Below are 20,851 nucleotides of genomic sequence, written 5' to 3'. Positions count from 1 at the left end.
TCGCCCCGGCTCAGCCGGCGTGCGCGACGCGAAGGACGCGGAAACCGCCCGCGCTGGTCACGCGGGAGGTCGGCAGCCCGAGGTCCTGCTCGATCCAGCGCGCGAGCGAGTCCGCGCCGAGGTTCTTGCCCACCACGAGGTGCGCCTCGCCGTCGGGCGTCAGGCGCGGCAGCCACCGGCTCAGCATCGCGTGCACCGCAGGCTTGCCGATGCGGATGGGCGGGTTCGACCAGATCGCCGCGAAGCGCACGTCGCCCGGCACCTCGTCCGGCAGGACGGCGCGCACGCCCGTCGCGCCGTCGGCCTCCGCGTTGCGGCGGGTGAGGTCCAGCGCGCGCTCGTTGACGTCGACCGCCCACACCCGTGCGTCGGGCGAGGCGTGCGCGAGCGTGAGCGTGACCGGCCCCCAGCCGCACCCCAGGTCGAGCAGGTCACCGGCGCTCGGGGGTGGCGGCACCTCCTCCAGCAGCAGGCGGGTGGCGTGGTCGAGGTGGTCGGCGGAGAAGACGCCCGGCGCCGTCGTCACCCTCACCTCGCGCCCTGCGAGGCGGACGTCGATCGTGCGCAGCAGCGCGGGGGTGGCGGGGGAGGCGGTGAAGTAGTGCTCGCCGTGACTCACGGGTCCAGCCTATCCAGGGCCGCCCGACTGTCCCCGGCCCGACCCGGTGCGACGGCGCCCACCACCGGTGCGCCCACAGCGCAAAAGCCTTCGCCGCTGCGCGCCCGCGTGGGACGATGACTCACCTATGACGACGCACGAGAACCCCACCCCGACTGACCGCACGGACCGGGCGGCGCGCGACGAGGCGAGCCGCATCGTGGAGCGCATCCTGGCCCGCGCCGGCACCGCCGTGATGTCCGGCGGCGACGGTCACACGGAGCACGACGGCGACCAGCTCGACCTCGTCGAGCGCTCGGCGCTGCGCCGCGTCGCCGGCCTGTCCACCGAGCTCCAGGACGTCACCGAGGTCGAGTACCGCCAGCTCCGCCTCGAGCGCGTCGTGCTGGTCGGACTCTTCGCGGGGGACGCCGAGCAGGCCGAGATCTCGCTGCGCGAGCTCGCCGCCCTCGCCGAGACCGCCGGCTCGCAGGTGCTGGACGGGCTGCTGCAGAAGCGGCGCACGCCCGACCCCGGTACCTACCTCGGATCGGGCAAGGCGGCCGAGCTCGCCGACATCGTCGCCGCGAGCGGCGCCGACACGGTCGTGGTCGACGGCGACCTCGCCCCCTCGCAGCGCCGTGCGCTCGAGGACGTCATCAAGGTCAAGGTGGTCGACCGGACCGCGTTGATCCTCGACATCTTCGCGCAGCACGCCAAGTCGCGGGAGGGCAAGGCGCAGGTCGAGCTCGCCCAGCTCGAGTACCTCCTCCCGCGCCTGCGCGGCTGGGGCGAGTCGATGTCCCGCCAGGCCGGCGGCCAGGTGGGCGGCGCGGGCGCCGGGATGGGGTCGCGCGGACCCGGTGAGACGAAGATCGAGCTGGACCGGCGTCGCATCCGGAACCGGATGGCCAAGCTGCGCCGCGAGATCGCCGCGATGGCGCCGTCGCGCGCCACGAAGCGGGCCGTGCGGAACGCCTCGAGCGTGCCCGCCGTCGCGATCGCGGGCTACACCAACGCCGGCAAGTCCTCGCTGCTCAACCGCCTCACCGGCGCCGGGGTGCTGGTGGAGAACGCGCTGTTCGCGACGCTCGACCCCACCGTGCGCCGCGCCGAGACCCCGGACGGCCGCGCCTACACGCTCGCCGACACGGTCGGGTTCGTCCGCGCGCTGCCGCACCAGCTGGTGGAGGCCTTCCGCTCCACGCTCGAGGAGGTGGGCGACGCCGACCTGCTCCTGCACGTCGTCGACGCCTCCCACCCGGACCCGGAGAGCCAGATCGCCGCGGTGCGCGAGGTCCTGGCGGACATCGACGGCGTGGACGAGCTGACCGAGGTCCTCGTCCTGAACAAGGCCGACATCGCCGAACCCGAGACGCTCGCGCGGCTGCGCGTGTCCGCCGAGCACACCGCGGCCGTCTCGGCGCGGACGGGTGCGGGGGTGGAGGAGCTGCGCGAGCTGATCGCGACGCTGCTGCCGCGCCCGGCGGAGGCGATCGACGTCGTCGTCCCCTACACGCGGGGCGACCTCGTCCACCAGGCCCACACGACGGGCGAGGTCCTGGACGAGGAGCACCTGGAAGACGGCACGCGCCTGCGTGCCCGGGTGGACTCGGCGCTCGCCGCCGCGCTGCGCGCCAGCGCGTCCGACTGACCCGTGGCGGACTCGGGGGTCGCGCTGGATCTCGACGACGCGCTCGACCTGGTCGTCGCCGCGCGCGGCGGTCAGCGGCGCAAGGGGCAGCACGCGATGGCGAACGCCGTCGAGGAGGCGCTGGCCGGGCGGACGCCGCTCCTGGTCGAGGCCGGAACTGGTACGGGCAAGTCCTACGCCTACCTCGTCCCGGCGGTGCTGCGGGCCGTGACGCACGGCGAGCGCGTCATCGTCTCGACGGCGACGCTCGCCCTCCAGCGGCAGATCCTCAGCACCGACCTGCCGGCCGTGGCCGACGCGCTCGCTCCGCGTCTGCCGCGCGAGCCCGACGTCGCGCTCCTCAAGGGGTGGCACAACTACGCCTGCCGCCACAAGGTCTCCGGCGGCTACCCCGAGGAGGCGGGGGCGCTCTTCGACCTGGAGCCGCCGGCGGAGCACCCCGCGACCGACGCCGACGAGGGTCTGGGGGCCCAGGTCCTGCGCGTGCGGGAGTGGGTGGCGGACACGGAGTCCGGTGACCGCGACGAGCTCGTCCCCGGCGTGAGCGACCGCGCGTGGCGCCAGGTCTCGGTCACGAAGATGGACTGCCTGGGCACGCGGTGCCCACTGCTGTCGGAGTGCTTCCCCGAACGGGCCCGGACGGCGGCGAAGGAGGCCGACGTCGTCGTCACCAACCACGCGATGCTGGGCATCGCCGCGACGGGCTCGCCCGGCGTCCTGCCGGAGCACCACGCGCTGGTCGTGGACGAGGCGCACGAGCTGACGTCGCGCTCGCGCTCGGCGGCGACGGCGGAGCTGTCCGGTCCGAGCATCGACCGGATCGCGCGGATGGTGCGGCGCAACGCCGGGGTGGTCGTCGAATCGCTCGAGCAGTGCGCCTCGCAGCTCGCCGCCGCGATCATCGCCGTCCCGCCCGGTCGGCTCCCGCACGGCCCGACCGAGCAGCTCACCCAGGTCGTCACGATGCTCGCGGCGGCCTGCCGGGAGGCGCTGACGGCCACCAAGCCGTCGGGTGGCAGCGGCGGGCCGGCGAGCTCCCGGGCGACGGCGGTGTCCAGATGGTGCGCTCGGCGCTGACGGTCGCGCTCGAGATCGCGGACCGGCTGCTGTCGGACAACGTGGCCCAGCGGCGCGACGTGCTCTGGTGCGAGGAGCGCGGCGACGGTTCCAAGCGGCTGCTCGTAGCGCCTCTCGAGGTGGCGAACCTCGTCGCGGACCACCTCCTGGCCGACCACGCCGCCGTGCTGACCTCGGCGACGCTCCGCATCGGCGGCGAGTTCGCCCCGGCCGCGCACGAGGTGGGGCTGCACGACGCGAAGGACTACCGCGCGCTCGAGGTCCCCGCGCCCTTCGACTACGGCCGGCAGGCCATCCGCTACGTCGCCCGCGCGCTCCCGCCGCCCGCGGCTGGGGGAGGGGGACCGGAGGCGCTCGCCGAGATCACCGGACTCCTCCAGGCGTCCGACGGCGGCGCCCTGGGGCTGTTCTCGTCCCGCCGAGCCGCGGAGCGCGCGGCCGAGCACGTGCGCGGCGCGACCGACCTGCCGGTGCTGTGCCAGGGCGAGGACACCCTGCCCGAGCTCGTGCGGCAGTTCCGGGCCGATCCGCGTACCAGCCTGTTCGGCACGCTCTCGCTCTGGCAGGGCGTCGACGTCGCCGGCCTCACCAACCGCCTGGTGATCATCGACCGCATCCCGTTCCCGCGCCCGGACGACCCGGTCGTGCAGGCCCGGTCGGAGGTGGCCGCGAGCCGGGGCGCGAACGCGTTCCTGTCCGTCTCGGCCGCGCACGCCGCGCTGCTGCTGGCCCAGGGGGCCGGCCGGCTGATCCGCTCGACGACGGACCGCGGCGTCGTCGCCGTCCTGGACTCCCGCATCGCGACCGCACGGTACGGCGGCTTCCTGCTGCGCTCGCTGCCGCCGATGTGGCCCACGACCGACCCCGAGGTCGCGCGCGCGGCGCTGCGGCGGCTCGCGCAGGAGGCGCTCGCAACGGGGGCGGGTGATCGCGACGGCGGCGGCGCGGTGGGGAGAAGGTCCCGGGCGGACGCGACGGCCCCCGCCTAGAGTTGACGGCATGAGCGCCGCCCCCGCCACCCAGCCCAGCAGCCCGTCCGCCGGCCAGCCCGTGAGCCTGCCCCGCCCGGTCTCGACCGTCGCGATCGTCGGCGCGGGATCGGTCGGTGCCACGCTCGCCTACGCGACCCTCGTGCGCGGCGCCGCCCGCCGCGTGGTGCTGTACGACATCAACCGGGCGAAGGTCACCGCGGAGGCCGCCGACATCGGCCACGGGATCGAGTTCATCTCGCAGGCCACGATCGAGGGCAGCGACGACATCGAGATCTGCCGCGACGCCGACCTCGTGGTCTTCACGGCAGGCGCCAAGCAGCACCCGGGCCAGAGCCGGATGGACCTGGCCGCCACGACGGTCGGTCTCGTGAAGAAGGTGCTCCCCACCCTGGTGGACATCGCGCCGCACGCGATCCACATGATGGTGACCAACCCGGTCGACGTCGTGACCTACGCGGCCCAGAAGATCACCGGGCTGCCCCCGAACCAGGTGTTCGGCTCGGGCACCGTCCTGGACTCCTCACGCCTGCGCTTCCTCATCTCGCGCGAGTGCGGCGTGGCCGTGCAGAACGTCCACGCCTACGTGCTGGGCGAGCACGGCGACTCCGAGGTGCCGATGTGGAGCTCGGCCAGCATCGGCGGCGTACCGCTGCTGGAGTGGCTCGGGCGCGACGGCTCCCCGATGTTCACCGACGCGGTGCGCGAGCGGCTGGGGCACGACGTCGTGCACGCCGCGTACTCGATCATCGAGGGCAAGGGCGCCACGAACTACGCCGTCGGGCTGGCTGTCACGCGCATCATCGAGGCGGTCCTGCGCAACGAGCACCGGGTGCTGCCGGTCTCCACGCGGATCGACGACGAGTTCCTCGGCATCTCCGACGTCTGCCTGTCCATGCCGACGATCGTGGACGCGCACGGCGCACGCGAGCGGCTCGGGCTGCCGATGAGCACGCGGGAGATGGAGCAGCTGCGCGGCAGCGCCGACCACATCCGCGCCGCGGCGCGCTCGCTGGGGTTCTAGCCCTGATCTGCCGACCGACCGGCGCGCCCGCGCGGGCTCCGGTCGGTCGGTACCGGCTCAGACCCGACGCAGCACGGCGACGACGCGCCCCAGGATCTGCGCGTCGGAACCGTCGATCGGGGTGAAGGCAGGGTTGGCGGGCATGAGCCAGACGGCGTCCGGCGTCCGGCGGAACGTCTTGACGGTGGCCTCCCCGTCCAGCATCGCGGCGACGATCTCGCCGTTCTCCGCGACGTTCTGGGAGCGGACGACGACCCAGTCGCCGTCGCAGATCGCGGCGTCGATCATCGACTCGCCGACGACCTGGAGCAGGAACAGCTCGCCGTCGCCCACGAGGCGGCGCGGCAGCGGGAAGACGTCCTCGACCGACTGCTCGGCGAGGATCGGACCGCCGGCGGCGATGCGCCCGACCAGCGGGACGAACGACGTGTCGGCGTCGGCCGGCTCGGGCAGCACGACGACGGGCGGGACGGTCGGGGGAGCACCGGTCGGTCCGCCGGCCTGCCGACCGATCTCGCCGTCGGCCTCCCCCGCCCGACGGCGGTCCGGGCGGCGAGCGCGGCGGCGTCGGCCCGCGGGGTGAGCCCGGGAGCGGCGGAGACGACGGGAGGCTCGCCGACGACCTCCATGGCGCGCGGCCGGTTCGGGTCGCGCCGCAGGTAGCCCTTCTCCTCGAGCTGCTGCAGCTGGTGCTTCACGCTCGAGGGGGAGTTCAGGCCGACCGACTCGCCGATCTCGCGCATGCTCGGCGGGTAGCCGCGCTCCGCCACCGACGTGCGGATCACCTCCAGCACCGCCCGCTGTCGAACCGTGAGGACCCTCGGGTCTCGCGTGGCCATCGTCGTCTCCCTCGTCGCGCGTCGTCGTCCTGCCCCTGCCAGCCCCGTGCGGACCGACGTGGACCGCCACCTCCGTGTCGTTCCCGGGGCTCCGGACGCTGCCCGGAATCCCGATGTCGGTGGTCGGTGGTGTGCTCCTCGTAGGACAAGCGTACGACCGAACCGCCGAGTTCGTGCGACACGTGTTCGAACGGAGTGTCGACAACTCGCGTTCGATGTCCTACGGTATCGAACAGGCGTACGACGAACACAGGTTCGAAGGAGCAGATCATGACGACGACCACCGCGACCACGACGATCGTGACCGACCGGGCACGGTGCACCTCGCAGGCGCGCCGCCCTGCGCCGATGCGCCTGACGCGTCGCGGCCGGGCCGTCCTCGTGGGCCTCGGGCTCGCAGTGGCGGCCGGGGTCGGCTCGGTCGCGGGGCAGGCGGTGGCGGGACAGGAGGTCGCCACCCCGACGGCAGCGACCACCACCGTCGTGGTCGCGCCGGGGGAGAGCCTCTGGACCATCGCCGACACCATCGCCGCCCCGGACCAGGACGTGCGTGACGTCGTCTCAGCCATCGCCGACCTCAACGACCTGGACGGCCTCGGTGTGCAGGCCGGCGCGGAGCTCCTGCTCCCGGCGTCCTGACGACGTCGACGGCGTCGCGACCGGGGGCGCGGCGTCGGACGCCGTGTCCCCGGGGTGTGGAGCGTCGCGCAGCACGAGCGTGGAACAATGGGCGGCCCGAGTCACCCCGAGGGTGACGCGCCACCACGGTTCGGAGACGACGTGCACTGCCCGTACTGCCGCCACACGGATTCACGCGTGGTCGACTCGCGCACGAGCGACGACGGCGCGTCGATCCGGCGTCGCCGGCTCTGCCCCGCCTGCGGTCGACGGTTCTCGACGGTCGAGACCACGAGCCTCTCGGTCGTGAAGCGCTCCGGCGTGGTGGAACCCTTCAGCCGGGACAAGGTGGTCTCGGGTGTCCGCAAGGCGTGCCAGGGTCGCCCCGTCACCGACGACAGCCTCGCGCTCCTCGCCCAGGCGGTGGAGGAGGCCGTCCGAGCGAGCGGCGCGGCCGAGATCGAGGCGCACGACGTCGGCCTCGCGATCCTCGGCCCGCTGCGCGAGCTCGACGAGGTGGCCTACCTCCGGTTCGCCTCCGTCTACCAGGACTTCGCGTCGCTGGTCGACTTCGAGGACGCCATCGCCGCGCTGCGCATCGATCACGCCGACCGACCCGAGCGCGCGAGCGACGCCCGCGCCGGCGAGGCCGCGGACACCGCGACTGACCAGCCCCGCGACTGACCAGCCCCGCGACCAGTCAGCCCAGCGGCTGACCAGCCCGACGACCGACCCCCGGCCGGGCCACGGACCGGTCGCTCAGCGCAGGCGCGAGACGCGGATCGTCGTCGGCAGCGCGGCGATCCGCGCGACGACGTCGTCCGACACCGTCCCGACGACGTCGGTCACGGCGTACCCCAGCTGGCCCCACGTGCCGAGCACCTGGTACTCGACGTTCCCGCCGGCGTCGGCCATCGCGTCGTTGAGCTGGGCCATCACGCCCGGCACGTTGCGGTGCAGCAGGGCGATCCGCTCGGACCCCTCGCGGGGCGCGTCGAGGACGAGGCCGGGCACGTTGACCGACAGGTTCGTGGCGCCCGAGCGCGCGTACTCGCGCAGCTTGTTCGCGACGAACAGGCCGATGTCGTGCTGCGCCTCCTCGGTCGACCCGCCGATGTGCGGCGTGAGGATGACGTTGGGCAGTCCGCGCAGGTCGCTCTCGAACGCGTCGCCCTTCGCCTTGGGCTCGTGCGGGAAGACGTCGACGGCGGCGCCGGCGAGCGAACCGTCGAGGATCCGCTCGCGCAGAGTCCCGTAGTCCACGAGGAACCCGCGCGAGAGGTTGAGGAAGATCGCGCCCTCGCGCATCGCGTCGAACTGCGCGGCACCGAACATCCCGGCGTTGCCCGGGCGGCCGTCCACGTGGAGCGTGACGACGTCGGCCTGCTCCAGCAGGTCGTCGAGGCTCGCGAGGCGCTGCGCGTTGCCGAGGGCGAGCTTCTCGGCGGTGTCGTAGAAGACCACCCGCATCCCGAGGGCCTCGGCGACGACCGAGAGCTGGGTGCCGATGTTCCCGTAGCCGACGATCCCCAGGGTGCGTCCGCGCACCTCGTGCGCACCGTCGGCCGACTTGTTCCACACCCCCTGGTGGAGGGAGGAGTTCTGGACCGTGAGCCGCCGCGTGAGCGCGATGATCTCACCGACGGCCAGCTCCACCACGGAGCGCGTGTTGGAGAACGGCGCGTTGAACACCGCGACCCCGTGCTCGGCGGCGGCCGTCAGGTCGATCTGGTTCGTCCCGATGCAGAAGGCGCCCACGGCGTCGAGCGCGGAGGACTCGAGCACCTCGCGGGTCACCTGCGTCTTGGAGCGGATGCCGAGCAGCGACACCCCGTCCAGCGCGGCGATCAGCTCGCTCTCGTCGAGCGCGCCGCGCGCGGTCTCGACGTCGTAGCCGGCGTCCGTGAGCATGTCGACGGCGAGCGGGTGGATGTTCTCGAGGAGGAGGGCGCGAGGCACGGGCCCCATTGTGGCCGTGGCGGACCCTGCCCTCAAATCACTCGACGGGTAGTCCCGCGGGTTGGTCACCCATCAGGGTGAGCCGCCGCGTGGCGCGCGTCATGGTCACGTACGCGTCACCGCGCGCCATCCGCCCGACGTCGATCGCCACGACCGCGTCGAACTCGAGGCCCTTGGACTCGACCGGGTCGAGCACCACGAGCGGTGCGGTGAGGTCGACGCCCGGGGCGTTGAGCCGCTCGCGCAGCCGCGGGACGGCCTCGACCGGTGCCACGACGGCGACCGTCCCGCCGAGCTCGCGCGCCAGCGCGACCTCCTGCTCGAGCGAACCCGCCGCCACGCGCAGCGCGCCGGGCAGGTCGCGCGCCGACACGATCGCGTGCTCCGGCGGCGTCACGCCGTCGCGCCGGCACGCCGCCGCCAGCACCGCGCTCGCGGCGTCCATCACGCTGCGCGGCGTGCGGTAGTTGACGGTGAGCTCCGCGAGGCGCCAGCTGCCGCGCACGAGCGGGTCGAACACGTCGCCCCACCGGTGCGCGCCCGCGCCCGAGGAGGTCTGACCGGTGTCACCGACCACCGTGAAGGACCGGGAGGGGCAGCGCCGCAGCAGCACCCGCCACGCCATGGGGGAGAGCTCCTGGGCCTCGTCGACCACCACGTGCCCGTAGGTCCACGACCGGTCCGCGGCGGCGCGCTCCGCCGTCGTCAGCGAGGGTCCGGTGTCGGCGAAGCGCGCGGCGAGCGTCTCGGCCGAGACCATCCCGCCGCCCGCGCCGGAGGCCTGCATCGACTCGCGCGCGTAGGCGATCTCGGCCTTGCGCTGCGCCTCCGCCTGCGCCTGCGCGCGGTCGCGCTCGGGGTCGATGCGCTCGCCGATGAGCTCGGCCGCCTCGTCGAGCAGCGGGACGTCCGCCTCGGTCCAGGGGGCACCGGGATCGCGGGCGAGGAGCGCCCGGTCGCGCGCGGACATCCCGGGGGCGGCCTCGGCGAGCCGGTGCGGTTTGGACCAGAGGTCGCGCAGCAGCCCCTCGGGGCTGAGCGGCATCCACAGGAGGTTGAGCGCGACGCGCACGTCGCGCTCCACCCGCACGTCCTCGACGATCCCGGCCATGTCCTCGCCCGAGACCTCCGACGAGAGCGCCTGCGCGTACTGCCGGGCCAGCACCTGCAGCATCTGGCGCACGAAGACCGTGCGGGCGGCGTTGTGCGGCTGGTGCGCGCGTCGGGCGCGGGAGCGGGCGGCCGCGACGTCGTCGGGCCGGATCTCGAGCTCGTGCGAGCCGACCCGCACGGTCTGTGTGCGCTCCGGCACGCGCTGGCGGGCGGCGACGGCGCGGGCGATCACGCCCGCCATGCTCGCGCGACCCTTGACCCGTGCGACGGCGGGCTGCTCGTGGGCGCCTGCGACGACGTCGGGCAGCAGGGTCGCCATCGTGGTCGAGACCACGCCGGTCTCGCCGAGGGCGGGCAGCACCCGTTCGATGTAGCGCAGGAACGCGTGCGAGGGCCCGACGAGGAGCACCCCGGAGCGCGCCAGGCGCTCGCGGTGGGCGTAGAGGAGGAACGCGGCGCGGTGCAGCGCGACGGCGGTCTTGCCGGTGCCGGGTCCGCCCTGCACGACCAGCACGCCGTCGAGCGCGGAGCGGATGATCTCGTCCTGCTCCGACTGGATCGTCGCCACGATGTCGTGCATGCGGCCCGTCCGGTGCTCCCCGAGCGCCGCGAGCAGGGCGCCCTCGCCCGACAGGCCGGCGCGCGTCTCGTCGTCGAGGCGGTCGACGTCGAGCACGTCGTCCTCGACGCCGGTGACCACGCGGTCGCGCGTCGCGACGTGCCGGCGCCGGACAACACCCGCGGGGTTGGCCGCGGTGGCCTGGTAGAACGGCCGCGCGGCGGGGGCGCGCCAGTCGGTGAGGACGGGGGTGTGCTCGGCGTCGGACATCCCGATCCGACCGACGTAGCGCTGCACGAGGCGCCCGCCCTCGTGCACGTCGATGCGGCCGAACAGCAGGCGCTGCTCGACGGCGTCGTAGGTCGCCAGCCGGTCGGCGTACAGCGTCGCGAAGGAGTCGCGCTCGGAGCGGGCCTGGTGCGTCCCGCCGGTCGGCGTCGAGCGCACCTGCTCGAGCTGGGCCCGGGCCTCGGTGCGGAGCGCGTCCAGACGCGCGTAGACGTCGTCGACGACGAGCTGCTCCGCACGCAGCTGCTGCGCCGCGACGTCGTCGCCCTCGAGCGTGTCTGGTCCGCCGTCCACGCCGCCTCCTCGCACCTCTGCCTCCTCGACCGGCCGTCCATTATCACGCACCTCGCGCCGTGCCGCTCGTGGCCGGACCGGCCGTGCGCGCGGGGAATGCGGGTGCGGGCGGGGGCGTTGTCCCGCTCAGGAACGGCGCGCGGCCGGTGGCCGCGGGGAAGGACGACACCATGCAGCCAGGAGAGCTCTACCGCTGGGACCTCGAGGGCCCGGGGGCCCGACGCGGCCGGCACGCGGCCGGTGCCGCGCCCGAGGTCGACGGTGTCGACGGCACGGCCGGGAGCGTCGCGCCGCCCGCCGCGACCGACGCGACCGCCGCTGCGGACCGCGTCCCCGCGGACGCCGCCCCCGACCGCGCGGGCACGACGGCACCCGACCCGACCCCTGCCGCCCGCGCGTCCCTGACGCCCGACGCCGTCGCCGATCCGCAGCGCACCCCGCGCACGATCGACGACGCGCGCGCCGGTGTGCTGGTGCACGCGATGCGCGGCGGCATGGACGCCGGCAGCGCGGGTTCGCTGCTCGCCGCCCACCTGCTGGCCAGCCACCCGACCACGCGCGTGGCGACCTTCGACGTCGACGAGCTGATGGACTACCGCTCGCGCCGCCCGACCATGACCTTCACGTCGCCGAGCTACACCGGCTACGACGACCCGGTCCTGGCGCTCGACCACGTCGCCACGCCGGACGGCGGCCTGCTCCTCCTGCACGGACCGGAGCCCGACCTGCGCTGGGAGACCTTCACCGACGCCGTCGAGGAGATCGTCGAGCGGCTCGGGGTGAGCACGACGGTCGGGGTGCACGGCATCCCGATGGGCGTGCCGCACACGCGACCCATCGGGGTGACGGCGCACGCCACGCGCGAGGACCTCGTCGACCCGCAGGCGGACATCTTCGGGACGGTGCAGATCCCCGGCAGCGCCAGCGCCCTGCTGGAGTACCGCCTGGGTCAGCGCGGCCGCGACGCCATGGGCTACGCCGTGCACGTCCCGCACTACCTGTCGCAGGCGTCCTACCCCGCGGCCGCGAGCGAGCTCCTGCGCACCGTGGCCCGGGTGACCGGGTACGACCTGGACCCCTCGGCGCTCGACGAGGCGGCCGCAGGCGTCGCCGTCGAGGTGGAGCGTCAGATCGAGGAGTCGCCCGACGTGTCGGCGCTCGTCAGCGCCCTCGAGACCCAGTACGACGCCTACCAGGAGGCCTCCGGCCGGAGCCTCCTCGCGTCGGCGGACGTCCCGTCGGCCGACGAGCTGGGTGCCGAGTTCGAGGCCTTCCTCGCCCGGCAGGTGGAGTCGGACCGCGGCGACGAGGATCGGCCCGGGCGCTAGGAAACGCCCCTCTCAGCGGTGGCGGCCCCGAACCCGGTTCTGGCACGATGAGACGCGTTGCACACTGCTTCTCTCTCTGTCGGACGCACCTCGAGCACGGCGTTGGGGATCGATGCAGCACGACGGGCGCGGCACAGGGCCGCACCCACGAGTCCCCGGAAGGACACAGATGGCACAGGGAACCGTGAAGTGGTTCAACGCGGAGAAGGGCTACGGCTTCATCGCCCAGGACGGCGGGGGCGCCGACGTCTTCGTGCACTACTCGGCGATCGAGAGCGACGGCTACCGCTCGCTCGAGGAGGCGCAGCGCGTCGAGTTCGAGATCACGCAGGGCCCCAAGGGCCCGCAGGCCGAGAGCGTGCGCGCGGTCTGACACCAGCCTCGCAGCGTCAGGTGCGGCCCGTCCCCCCGGGGGCGGGCCGCACCTGTGCGTCCACGTCTGCCGGGGTGTCGTCGCCCTCACCCTCGCTCTCGGGCCGTGCCTCGTTGTCGGGCGCGGTCGGCGCGTCCCGCAGCGGCGCGGCCGTCCCGGTGAACGCGTCCAGCTCACGGTCGACGACGAGGCGCACCGGGGCCGGCAGGCTCAGCAGGCTTCGCGTCAGGCGCTGCAGCGGGAGGGGCCGGTCGGACGCCACGACGACGACGTTCCCGAACCGTCGCTGCTTGAGGATCGGGGGTTCGACGGCGAGCGCGACGTGCGCGAAGACCTCCCGGGCGCTCGCGACCTCACGCCGCGCCACGGTCAGGGGCGGCGCGTCGACGAGGTTGCCGAGGTAGAGGCCACCCGCCGCCAGCCGGGCACGGGCCGCGTGCAGGAACTCGACCGTCGTCAGGTGCTCGGGCACCCGTGCACCGGCGAAGGCGTCGCGGACGACCACGTCGAAGGTGCCCGCCATCACCTCGAGCTCGGACCGCGCCTCGCCGACCCGGATGCGCAGCGCGGGGGAGCGGGGCAGGTCGAACCACTCGCGCGCGCGCCGGGCGAGCTCGCCGTCGAGCTCGACGACGAGCTGGCGGGCTCGCGGGTGCAGGGCGTGGATGGTCCGGGCGAACGCGCACGCCGCCCCGCCCAGGTGCAGGATGCGGGGCGCCTCCGCCTCGAGGTGGTCGTGCATCGCCAGGAGCATCTGCTGCATGTACTCGAACTCGAGGTGCCGGGGGTCCTCCAGGTCGACGTAGGAGGACTCGACGCCGTTGACGAAGACCATGACGCCACCGGGCCGGTCCGGATCGCCCTCCAGCTCCACGGTGCCGGTGTCGATGGCGACCGCCTCGTGCGGCAGGTGCGGGGGAGCTGACGCCGACGGACCACCGGCCGATCGTAGTCGTCTTGACCGGGGTCGAACCCCTGTTCGACACTGGGGTGGTGGAGACGGGGCCGGTGGCGCGCGACGGACGGGCGGATCAGGACGACTCCGCGAGCCCGATCCTCCACGTCGACATGGACGCGTTCTTCGCCAGCGTGGAGCTCGCCGACCACCCGGGGCTGCGCGGGCGGCCGATGATCGTCGGCGGTCAGGAGCGCGGTGTCGTGCTCGCGGCGACCTACGAGGCCCGCGCCTTCGGCGTCACGTCGGGGATGCCGATGGCGCTGGCGCGCGTGCGGTGCCCCGCCGCCGTCGTGCTGCCCCCGCGCCAGGACGTCTACCGCCGGGTGTCGAGACGGGTCATGGCGATCCTCGCCGACGTGACGCCGGTGATGCAGCAGATCTCCGTGGACGAGGCCTTCCTCGACGTGTCGGGTGCGCGACGGCGGCTCGGCCCGCCCCGCGAGATCGGTGCCGCCGTCCGCGCCCGGATCCGCGACGAGCTCGGGCTCGCGGCCTCCGTCGGCGTCGCGCCGACGATGTTCGTCGCCAAGATCGCCTCGACCCGGGCCAAGCCGGACGGGATGCTGGTCGTGCCCGCGGACCACGCCGTCGACTTCCTGCACGGGCTCGACGTCTCGGCCCTGTGGGGCGTGGGGGAGAGCACGCGGGGCAGGCTGGCGGAGGTCGGCATCCGCACGGTGGCGGAGCTGGCCCACACCCCGGTCGCGAGCCTGCGCGCGCGTCTCGGCGTGGCGGCCGCCGCGCGGCTGCACGACCTCTCGTGGGGTCGCGACCCGCGCCGGGTGACGCCCACCAGGACCGAGCGCTCGATCTCGTCGGAGCACACGTTCGCCCGCGACACCGCCGACGCCGCCGAGCTCACCCGCGTGATGCTCGGCCAGGCCCACACGTGCGCGCGGCGGCTGCGGGAGGCCGGGCTGCTGGCGCGGGGCGTCTCGATCAAGGTCCGCATGTCCGACTTCACGACGCTGACGCGCTCGCGCCGGCTGGACGCCCCGAGCGACCTCGCGCGGGAGGTGTACCGCGCCGCCGTGGCGCTGCTGTCGGGGGTGGCGATTCCGGCGGGCGGCGTCCGGCTCGTGGGGGTGCGCGCGGACGACCTGGTGCCCGCGGCGGGGACCGCGCTGCAGGGCCACCTGGGCGAGGACGACAGTGCGCAGCGCGCGCTCGAGAACGTCCTCGACGACGTCGGGCGGCGGTTCCCGGGCGCCGCCACCGTGGCGGCGTCGCTGCTGGGCGGAGGGTCGGGCGGCAGGTCGGGCGGCAGGTCGGGTGGCACGGTCGGCGCCCCGGGCCCTGCGCCCGGCGGCGCCGCGGAGGCAGGCTCGCCGTCGACGGCGACGCCCGACACTCCCGCGACTACCACCAGCGCCCGCAGGCGCTTACGCTAGGGGTACACGGCCAGCCGAGGAGGTCGACATGCCACTGTCGGAGTACGAGCAGCGTGTGCTCGCGCAGATGGAACGTCAGCTGAGCTCTGACGACCCCAAGCTGGCCCAGTCGTTCTCGGGGGGAAGCGCCGTACCTCCCGTGTGGTCCTCGGCGCCCTCGTCGTCGTGGCCGGCCTCGGTCTCCTGGTCGGCGGCGTCTCGCAGCAGATGACCTGGCTCGGCGTGCTCGGCTTCCTGGCCATGTTCGGCGGCGTCCTCGTGGCGATGTCGCGCGGTCGTTCGACGCAGGAGCAGGGTGGCGGTGCGGCGCCCGCACCGCGTCCGACGACCGCCGCCTCGCGCTCGTCCTTCATGACCCGCCTGGACGAGCGCTGGGACCGCCGCCGCGAGAACGGGCGCTGACCCCCTCAGCCCCGCGACCGCTCGGTCCGTCGGTACGCTCCACCGTCCTCCACGGCCGGTCACCAGCCTCCTGACCGCTCCGCTCCACCTCGCTCCACCCGGTCGGCACCGCGCCGATCGAGAACCCCGAACCGCGACGGTTCGGGGTTTTTTCGTGCCCGCAGCGGGGGCGGGCGACGTCACGCGCCTCCTGGACGATCGCGCACACGAAATCTCCTCCACTCTCATCGTGGTGCCCTGACCTGCGCAGACACTTCCGTTTCTGTCCGTCAACGGCACTGGATCCCTCAGTTGTGGAGTGAAGTGGAGTAGGGTGGAGCCACGCGGAGCCAACGGGTGAGGGAGGTGCGGTTCGCATGCTGATCGGGACCTTCACGCCCAAGCTCGACGACAAGGGCCGCCTGATCCTCCCCGCCAAGTTCCGCGAGGAGCTCGCCCCCGGTCTGGTGATGACGCGGGGGCACGAGAAGTGCCTCTTCGTCTTCCCGATGGCCGAGTTCGTGGAGCTGCACAAGTCCCTGCGTGCGGCTCCGCTGACCTCGAAGCAGGCGCGGGACTTCAACCGCGTCCTGCTCTCGGGGGCGCACGACGAGATCCCCGACAAGCAGGGCCGCGTCACGGTGCCGTCCGTCCTGCGGGAGTGGGCGGCGCTCCAGCGCGACCTCGCCGTCGTCGGGACCGGGAACAAGCTGGAGATCTGGGACGCCGCGGCGTGGGACGACTACCTCACCGGGGCCTCGGCCGCGTTCGAGGACGCGGCGGGGGAGGTGGTGCCGGACTTCTGACCATCCGACCTCGACGTCGCTCGAGGTCTCCCGCCGAACGATCTGGCGCACTTCCCCGGTGCCAGCTCAGCCGGAGGGAGTCCTGGGGCGACGACGACGCCCTCACTCGGCACCACCACCCCACCCGCACCAGCCGCACACCCGACGACCCCACCCCACCAGTCACGAGGAGGACCGATGACGCAGGACCGCGACCGCCGCGCCGGGGACCTCCACGTCCCCGTGCTGCTGCAGCGCTGCGTCGACCTCCTCGCACCGGCCCTGGTCGAGCCCGGGAGCGTCCTCGTGGACGGCACGCTCGGCATGGGCGGCCACACCGAGGCCGTGCTCGAGCAGTGCCCGAACGCCCGCGTCATCGGCATCGACCGCGATCCGGCGGCCCTCGCGCTCGCCGGCGAGCGGCTCGCGCGCTTCGGGGAGCGGTTCACCCCCGTGCACACCACCTACGACCGGATCGACGCCGTCGCCGCCACCCACGCGGGTGGCGCCGTGCAGGGGTGCTCCTCGACCTGGGGGTCTCCTCGCTGCAGCTGGACGACGCCGAGCGAGGCTTCTCCTACGCGCGGCCGGCGCCGCTGGACATGCGGATGGACACGACGACCGGGGAGACCGCCGCCGAGCTCCTGGCCGGCGCGAGCGAGGCCGAGCTGCGCCGGATCCTGTGGACCTACGGCGAGGAGCGGTTCGCGCCGCGCATCGCGTCCGCCATCGTGCGGGCCCGGGCGGAGCAGGAGCTGACCACGTCGGTCCAGCTCGCCGACATCGTCCGCCGAGCGGTCCCGATGGCGAAGCAGAAGACCGGCGGCCACCCCGCCAAGCGCACGTTCCAGGCCATCCGCATCGCGGTCAACGCCGAGCTCGAGGTCCTCGAGGACGCGTTGCCGCGCGCGGTCGAGGCGCTCGCCGTCGGTGGCCGGATCGTCGTGGAGTCCTACCACTCGCTCGAGGACCGGATGGTCAAGCGCGAGCTCGCGCGCGGCGCCACCTCGAGCGCCCCGCGCGACTGGCCCGTCGAACCCGAGACGCACCGTCCCTACCTCGAGCTGCTCGTGCGCGGGGCTGAGAAGGCCGACGACGGCGAGATCGAGCGCAACCCGCGATCCACCTCCGTCCGACTCCGCGCCGCCCGGCGCACCCGAGACACCCCCGAGCACCTGAGGAGAACGGCATGAGCGCCGCACCGGCACGGATCACGCCCGTCGCCCGCCCGGGCTCGGCCGCCACGGGCTCCGCCGCGCGCGGGGCGCGCGGCACGGCGCTGCCGCGCCTGCGTCTCGTGCGCCAGACCCGGGCCGAGGCCGCACGCGTCCCGTTCTTCGCGGTGTGCGCGGGGGTGCTCCTGGCATCGCTGCTGGCGGCGCTCGGGCTGAACACCTCGATGGCCGCCACGTCGTACGCGATCCGCGACAAGCAGGCTGAGCTCGCGACGGCGCGGCAGGACGTCGAGTCGCTCTCGGGCCGCGTGGAGGCGGCGAGCTCACCCGCGCAGGTGATGGCGCAGGCGGCCGAGCTCGGCCTCGTGCCCAACCCCGGCCTCGTCTACATCCGGCTCTCGGACGGCACTCTGGTGGGCGGGCAGTGACGCGCGAGCGTCCGGGCTCGTCGCCGCGCCCCGGCGTGTCCCCCCGCCCCGGGGCACGATCCGGGGGAGCATCGACCTCCATGGCACCCGCGCGCAGCACCACCCGGACCCCGGGCGCAGGTGCGCGCCCCCGCAGGCGCCCGCCGCCGTCGGGCCCCGGCTCGGCACCCCGAGCGGGCGCCAGCGCGTGCTGCTGTGGATCGTCCTGGTGGTGCTGGCGCTCTTCGCCGTCCGCCTCGTGCAGGTCCAGGTCGTGCAGGCCTCCGAGCTCGCCGAGCAGGGCCGCGAGACCCGGTCGCGCACGATCCCGATCAACGCCCAGCGCGGGGAGATCCTCGACGCCGACGGCATGGTGATGGCCACGTCCGTGGTGCGGTACGACGTCCAGGTCGACCTGCGTCAGGTGCCGGCCTACGTGCGCTACGGCGAGGACACCACCGACGTCCTCGGACGGGGCGCCGTCGAGGCGGCCAGGCAGCTGGCGCCGCTCCTCGGCGTCCCCGAGCACGAGCTCGGTGCGCAGCTCACCGGCACCGCCGGCGGGCTCGTCATCGCCCGCGAGGTCACCCCCGAGGTCCGCGAGCAGGTCGAGGAGCTGGGCATCAACGGGCTCACGACCCACGCGACCACCACGCGCGTGTACCCCAACGGCACGACTGCGGGCGACCTCATCGGCTGGCTCAAGGACGACAGCAGCGGTGCGTCGGGTCTCGAGTACAGCCTCGACGACCGGCTGCAGGGGACCGACGGCACGCGCAGCTACGAGACCGGGATCGGTGGCACGGTCATCCCGTTCGCGGCGCAGTCGACCGTCGCGGCCCAGGACGGCGCCACGGTGCACACCAGCCTCGACCTCGATCTGCAGTACGCGTGCCAGTCCTCCGTGGACGGCCAGGTGGAGCAGTCCCGGGCCGAGTTCGGCGCCGCCGTCGTGCTCGAGGTCAAGACGGGTCGCGTCCTGGCGCTGTGCGACTCCGGCTCGATCGACCCCAACTCGCCGACGGGCAGCGGCACGGTGCGTTCGGTGACGAGCCCGTACGAGCCAGGGTCGACGGGCAAGATCCTCACCGTCGCCGCCGCGCTGAACGAGGGCCTCATCGAGCCCACCTCGACCTTCACGGTGCCCGACCAGCTGACGATGCCGAACGGTCAGACGTTCAAGGACGCCACCGAGCACCCCGAGTACGAGCTGACGACCGCCGGCGTCCTGGCGTTCTCCTCGAACACGGGCACGGTCCAGATCGGCGACCTGATGAGCGACAGCGAGCGCCTGGACTACATGAACGCCTTCGGCTGGGGCGGGCGCACGGGCATCGAGCTCGCGGGGGAGCGCGCGGGGACCAACATGGACCCCGCGGCGTGGGACGGCCGCACGCGCTACGTGACCATGTTCGGCCAGGCCAACCAGGTCAACCTGCTCCAGATCACGAACGTCATGGCGACGCTGGGCAACGGCGGTGTCCGCCTCCCGCTGCACATGGTCGACGGCTACTCCGACGCGAGCGGCTCCTTCACGCCCGCCGAGGTCGGCGAGAGCGTCGAGGTCGTCTCGGAGCAGACCGCCGACGAGATGCTCCTCATGCTCGAGGGCGTCATGGCGGACCAGCTCGGCACGACCGGCAAGAAGGCCGCGATCGACGGGTACCGCGTCGCCGGCAAGACCGGCACGGCGCAGATCCCCAACACCGTCGACGGTCGGCTCACCGACACGGCGGCGTCGTTCGTCGGCGTCGTTCCCGCCGAGGACCCCGAGATCGCCGTCGGCGTCATCGTGTTCCGCCCCGCCGGTGCCGGAACGGGCGGCGCCCTGGCCGCTCCCGTCTTCCACGACGTCGCCTCCGCCGCGCTGCAGATGAAGGGCATCCCCCCGAGCGGCACCACCGACACCCTGTACGAGCTCTACGGCCCGGGCTCCGGTCCCGACGCCGAGTAGATTGGTCCGACGTGACTTCTCCGCTGACGCGGTTCCGACCGGAACCGCTCCCCGCGACCGCGCTGGGCGACCTCGCCGCGCGGTTCGACCTCGTCGCCGCCGAGCCGACCCACGCTGACGGCCCGGCCGACCGTCCCGACGCGGTCCCCGTGACCGGCGTCAGCGTCGCGAGCGACGCCGTCCTGCCGGGCGACCTGTTCGTCGCGATCCCGGGCTTCACCGCCCACGGCGCGCGCTACGCGGCCGCCGCCGTCGCCGCGGGCGCCGTCGCCGTCGTGACCGACGCGAGCGGCGCCGCGCTGGTCGCCGAGCTGCACGCCGACCTCGGCGCGCCCGTCCTGGTGCACCCGGACCCGCGCGCCGTCGCGGGACTGCTGGCCGACGTGGTCTACGGCGCACCGTCGGACGACCTCGTCACGGTCGGCGTCACGGGCACGAACGGCAAGACCACCACGACCTACTTCGTCGAGGCCGCGCTGCGCGCCGGTCTGGGGACCTCGGCCCTCATGGGCACGGTGGAGCTCCGGATCGGGGACGAGGGCGTGGAGTCCCCGCGCACCACGGTCGAGGCGCCCGCGCTGCACCGGCTGCTCGCCGTCGCCCGCGACCGCGGGGTCACGAACCTCACGACCGAGGTCTCCTCGCACGCGATCGCGCTGCACCGGCTCGCCGGGGTGCGCTTCGACGTCGTCGCCTTCACCAACCTGCAGCGCGACCACCTCGACTTCCACGGCGACATGGAGAGCTACTTCGCGACGAAGGCGAGCCTGTTCGCGCCCGAGCGTGCGGCGCGCGGGGTCGTGGTCGTCGACGACGACTGGGGCCGCCGACTCGCGGCATCGGCGCCGATCCCGGTCGCGACGCTCGCGACGCACCTCGACACCGAGGGGGCGCCGACGCCGACTGGCAGGTCGTCGCGGCCGACATCGGGCTCGACGGCGTGGGGTCCACCTTCGAGCTGCGGGGGCCCGACGGCGTGCGCCACACCGCGCACAGCCCCCTGCCCGGCCTCGTCAACGTCTCCAACGCGGCGACGGCGATCGTGGTCGCCGTCAGCGCGGGTGTGCCGATCGACGTCGCGGTCGAC

Annotated in this window: 16 protein-coding genes and 4 pseudogenes; 15 read left to right on the top strand and 5 right to left on the bottom strand. The window is 74.1% G+C overall.

All coding sequences use genetic code 11. From position 1 onward, the window contains the following. Window positions 1–10 precede the first annotated feature (10 nt). Complete coding sequence (locus QQK22_RS08385) at window positions 11–619, bottom strand: class I SAM-dependent methyltransferase (RefSeq protein ID WP_284250516.1); 609 nt, start codon at window positions 617–619, stop codon at window positions 11–13. Between the two features lie 127 nt (window positions 620–746). Between QQK22_RS08385 and hflX the strand changes: the two genes are divergently transcribed. Genes hflX through QQK22_RS08370 form a run of 4 tightly spaced genes read left to right on the top strand, consistent with a single transcriptional unit; the run spans window position 747 to window position 5,342 of the window. Next, entirely contained in the window at window positions 747–2,252 is a 1,506-nt protein-coding gene (hflX, locus tag QQK22_RS08380; RefSeq protein WP_284250515.1) for a GTPase HflX, read from the top strand. A gap of 3 nt (window positions 2,253–2,255) precedes the next feature. Next, complete coding sequence (locus QQK22_RS18725) at window positions 2,256–3,329, top strand: ATP-dependent DNA helicase (RefSeq protein WP_348525545.1); 1,074 nt, start codon at window positions 2,256–2,258, stop codon at window positions 3,327–3,329. Further along, window positions 3,311–4,318 (top strand): ATP-dependent DNA helicase, encoded by a 1,008-nt coding sequence (locus tag QQK22_RS18720; protein WP_348525544.1) that lies wholly within the window; start codon window positions 3,311–3,313, stop codon window positions 4,316–4,318. Before QQK22_RS18725 ends, QQK22_RS18720 begins: the two co-directional genes overlap by 19 nt. A gap of 10 nt (window positions 4,319–4,328) precedes the next feature. Further along, on the top strand, window positions 4,329–5,342 hold the full coding sequence (locus QQK22_RS08370; protein WP_284250514.1) for an L-lactate dehydrogenase: 1,014 nt from the start codon (window positions 4,329–4,331) through the stop codon (window positions 5,340–5,342). Window positions 5,343–5,399: 57 nt separating this feature from the next. Here the strand turns inward: QQK22_RS08370 and lexA are convergent. Beyond that, window positions 5,400–6,136, bottom strand: a pseudogene (gene lexA, locus QQK22_RS08365) (transcriptional repressor LexA); the annotation flags it as partial. Between the two features lie 315 nt (window positions 6,137–6,451). Here lexA and QQK22_RS08360 point away from each other — a divergent pair. Then, a complete protein-coding gene (locus QQK22_RS08360) occupies window positions 6,452–6,820 on the top strand; it encodes a LysM peptidoglycan-binding domain-containing protein (protein ID WP_284250513.1) in 369 nt (122 codons plus the stop codon). A gap of 141 nt (window positions 6,821–6,961) precedes the next feature. After that, window positions 6,962–7,483 (top strand): transcriptional regulator NrdR, encoded by a 522-nt coding sequence (gene nrdR, locus QQK22_RS08355; protein ID WP_284252629.1) that lies wholly within the window; start codon window positions 6,962–6,964, stop codon window positions 7,481–7,483. 75 nt (window positions 7,484–7,558) lie between these two features. On the opposite strand, the gene serA is transcribed toward nrdR, so the two are convergent. Continuing rightward, a complete protein-coding gene (gene serA, locus QQK22_RS08350) occupies window positions 7,559–8,758 on the bottom strand; it encodes a phosphoglycerate dehydrogenase (protein WP_284250512.1) in 1,200 nt (399 codons plus the stop codon). A gap of 37 nt (window positions 8,759–8,795) precedes the next feature. After that, window positions 8,796–11,012, bottom strand: a complete 2,217-nt coding sequence (locus tag QQK22_RS08345; RefSeq protein ID WP_284250511.1) for a HelD family protein — start codon at window positions 11,010–11,012, stop codon at window positions 8,796–8,798. A gap of 170 nt (window positions 11,013–11,182) precedes the next feature. On the opposite strand from QQK22_RS08345, the gene QQK22_RS08340 reads away from it, so the two are divergent. Together QQK22_RS08340 and QQK22_RS08335 are read left to right on the top strand one after the other, a co-directional pair. Continuing rightward, window positions 11,183–12,340, top strand: coding sequence for a proteasome assembly chaperone family protein (locus QQK22_RS08340; protein ID WP_284250510.1), 1,158 nt, complete (start codon window positions 11,183–11,185; stop codon window positions 12,338–12,340). Window positions 12,341–12,509: 169 nt separating this feature from the next. Next, window positions 12,510–12,713 (top strand): cold-shock protein, encoded by a 204-nt coding sequence (locus QQK22_RS08335; protein WP_284250509.1) that lies wholly within the window; start codon window positions 12,510–12,512, stop codon window positions 12,711–12,713. A 16-nt stretch (window positions 12,714–12,729) separates the two neighbouring features. Here the strand turns inward: QQK22_RS08335 and QQK22_RS08330 are convergent, their stop codons facing one another. Then, entirely contained in the window at window positions 12,730–13,587 is an 858-nt protein-coding gene (locus tag QQK22_RS08330) for a spermidine synthase (protein ID WP_284250508.1), read from the bottom strand. 119 nt (window positions 13,588–13,706) lie between these two features. Between QQK22_RS08330 and dinB the strand changes: the two genes are divergently transcribed. The 7 genes and pseudogenes from dinB to QQK22_RS18715 form a co-directional block, all read left to right on the top strand. Next, window positions 13,707–15,062 carry a DNA polymerase IV gene (dinB, locus tag QQK22_RS08325; RefSeq protein WP_284250507.1) on the top strand — a complete coding sequence of 452 codons (1,356 nt, stop codon included), beginning with the start codon at window positions 13,707–13,709 and terminating at the stop codon, window positions 15,060–15,062. A 28-nt stretch (window positions 15,063–15,090) separates the two neighbouring features. Further along, window positions 15,091–15,464, top strand: a pseudogene (locus tag QQK22_RS08320) (DUF3040 domain-containing protein). A 356-nt stretch (window positions 15,465–15,820) separates the two neighbouring features. After that, entirely contained in the window at window positions 15,821–16,249 is a 429-nt protein-coding gene (gene mraZ / locus QQK22_RS08315; RefSeq protein ID WP_284250505.1) for a division/cell wall cluster transcriptional repressor MraZ, read from the top strand. A 177-nt stretch (window positions 16,250–16,426) separates the two neighbouring features. Next, window positions 16,427–17,421 (top strand): annotated as a pseudogene (rsmH, locus tag QQK22_RS08310) (16S rRNA (cytosine(1402)-N(4))-methyltransferase RsmH). After that, window positions 17,418–17,831 carry a cell division protein FtsL gene (gene ftsL, locus QQK22_RS08305; protein WP_284250504.1) on the top strand — a complete coding sequence of 138 codons (414 nt, stop codon included), beginning with the start codon at window positions 17,418–17,420 and terminating at the stop codon, window positions 17,829–17,831. Before rsmH ends, ftsL begins: the two are co-directional and overlap by 4 nt. Before the next feature lie 187 nt (window positions 17,832–18,018). Then, a complete protein-coding gene (locus QQK22_RS08300; RefSeq protein ID WP_284250503.1) occupies window positions 18,019–19,764 on the top strand; it encodes a peptidoglycan D,D-transpeptidase FtsI family protein in 1,746 nt (581 codons plus the stop codon). Window positions 19,765–19,775: 11 nt separating this feature from the next. After that, window positions 19,776–20,549 (top strand): annotated as a pseudogene (locus QQK22_RS18715) (Mur ligase family protein); the annotation flags it as partial. Between the last annotated feature and the right edge of the window lie 302 nt (window positions 20,550–20,851).

It is taken from the genome of Litorihabitans aurantiacus, from assembly GCF_030161595.1.
Taxonomy (GTDB): Bacteria; Actinomycetota; Actinomycetes; order Actinomycetales; family Beutenbergiaceae; genus Litorihabitans; species Litorihabitans aurantiacus.
The sequence above is the reverse complement of the archived record's forward strand: the minus strand, read 5'-3'. Positions and strand labels throughout refer to the sequence as shown.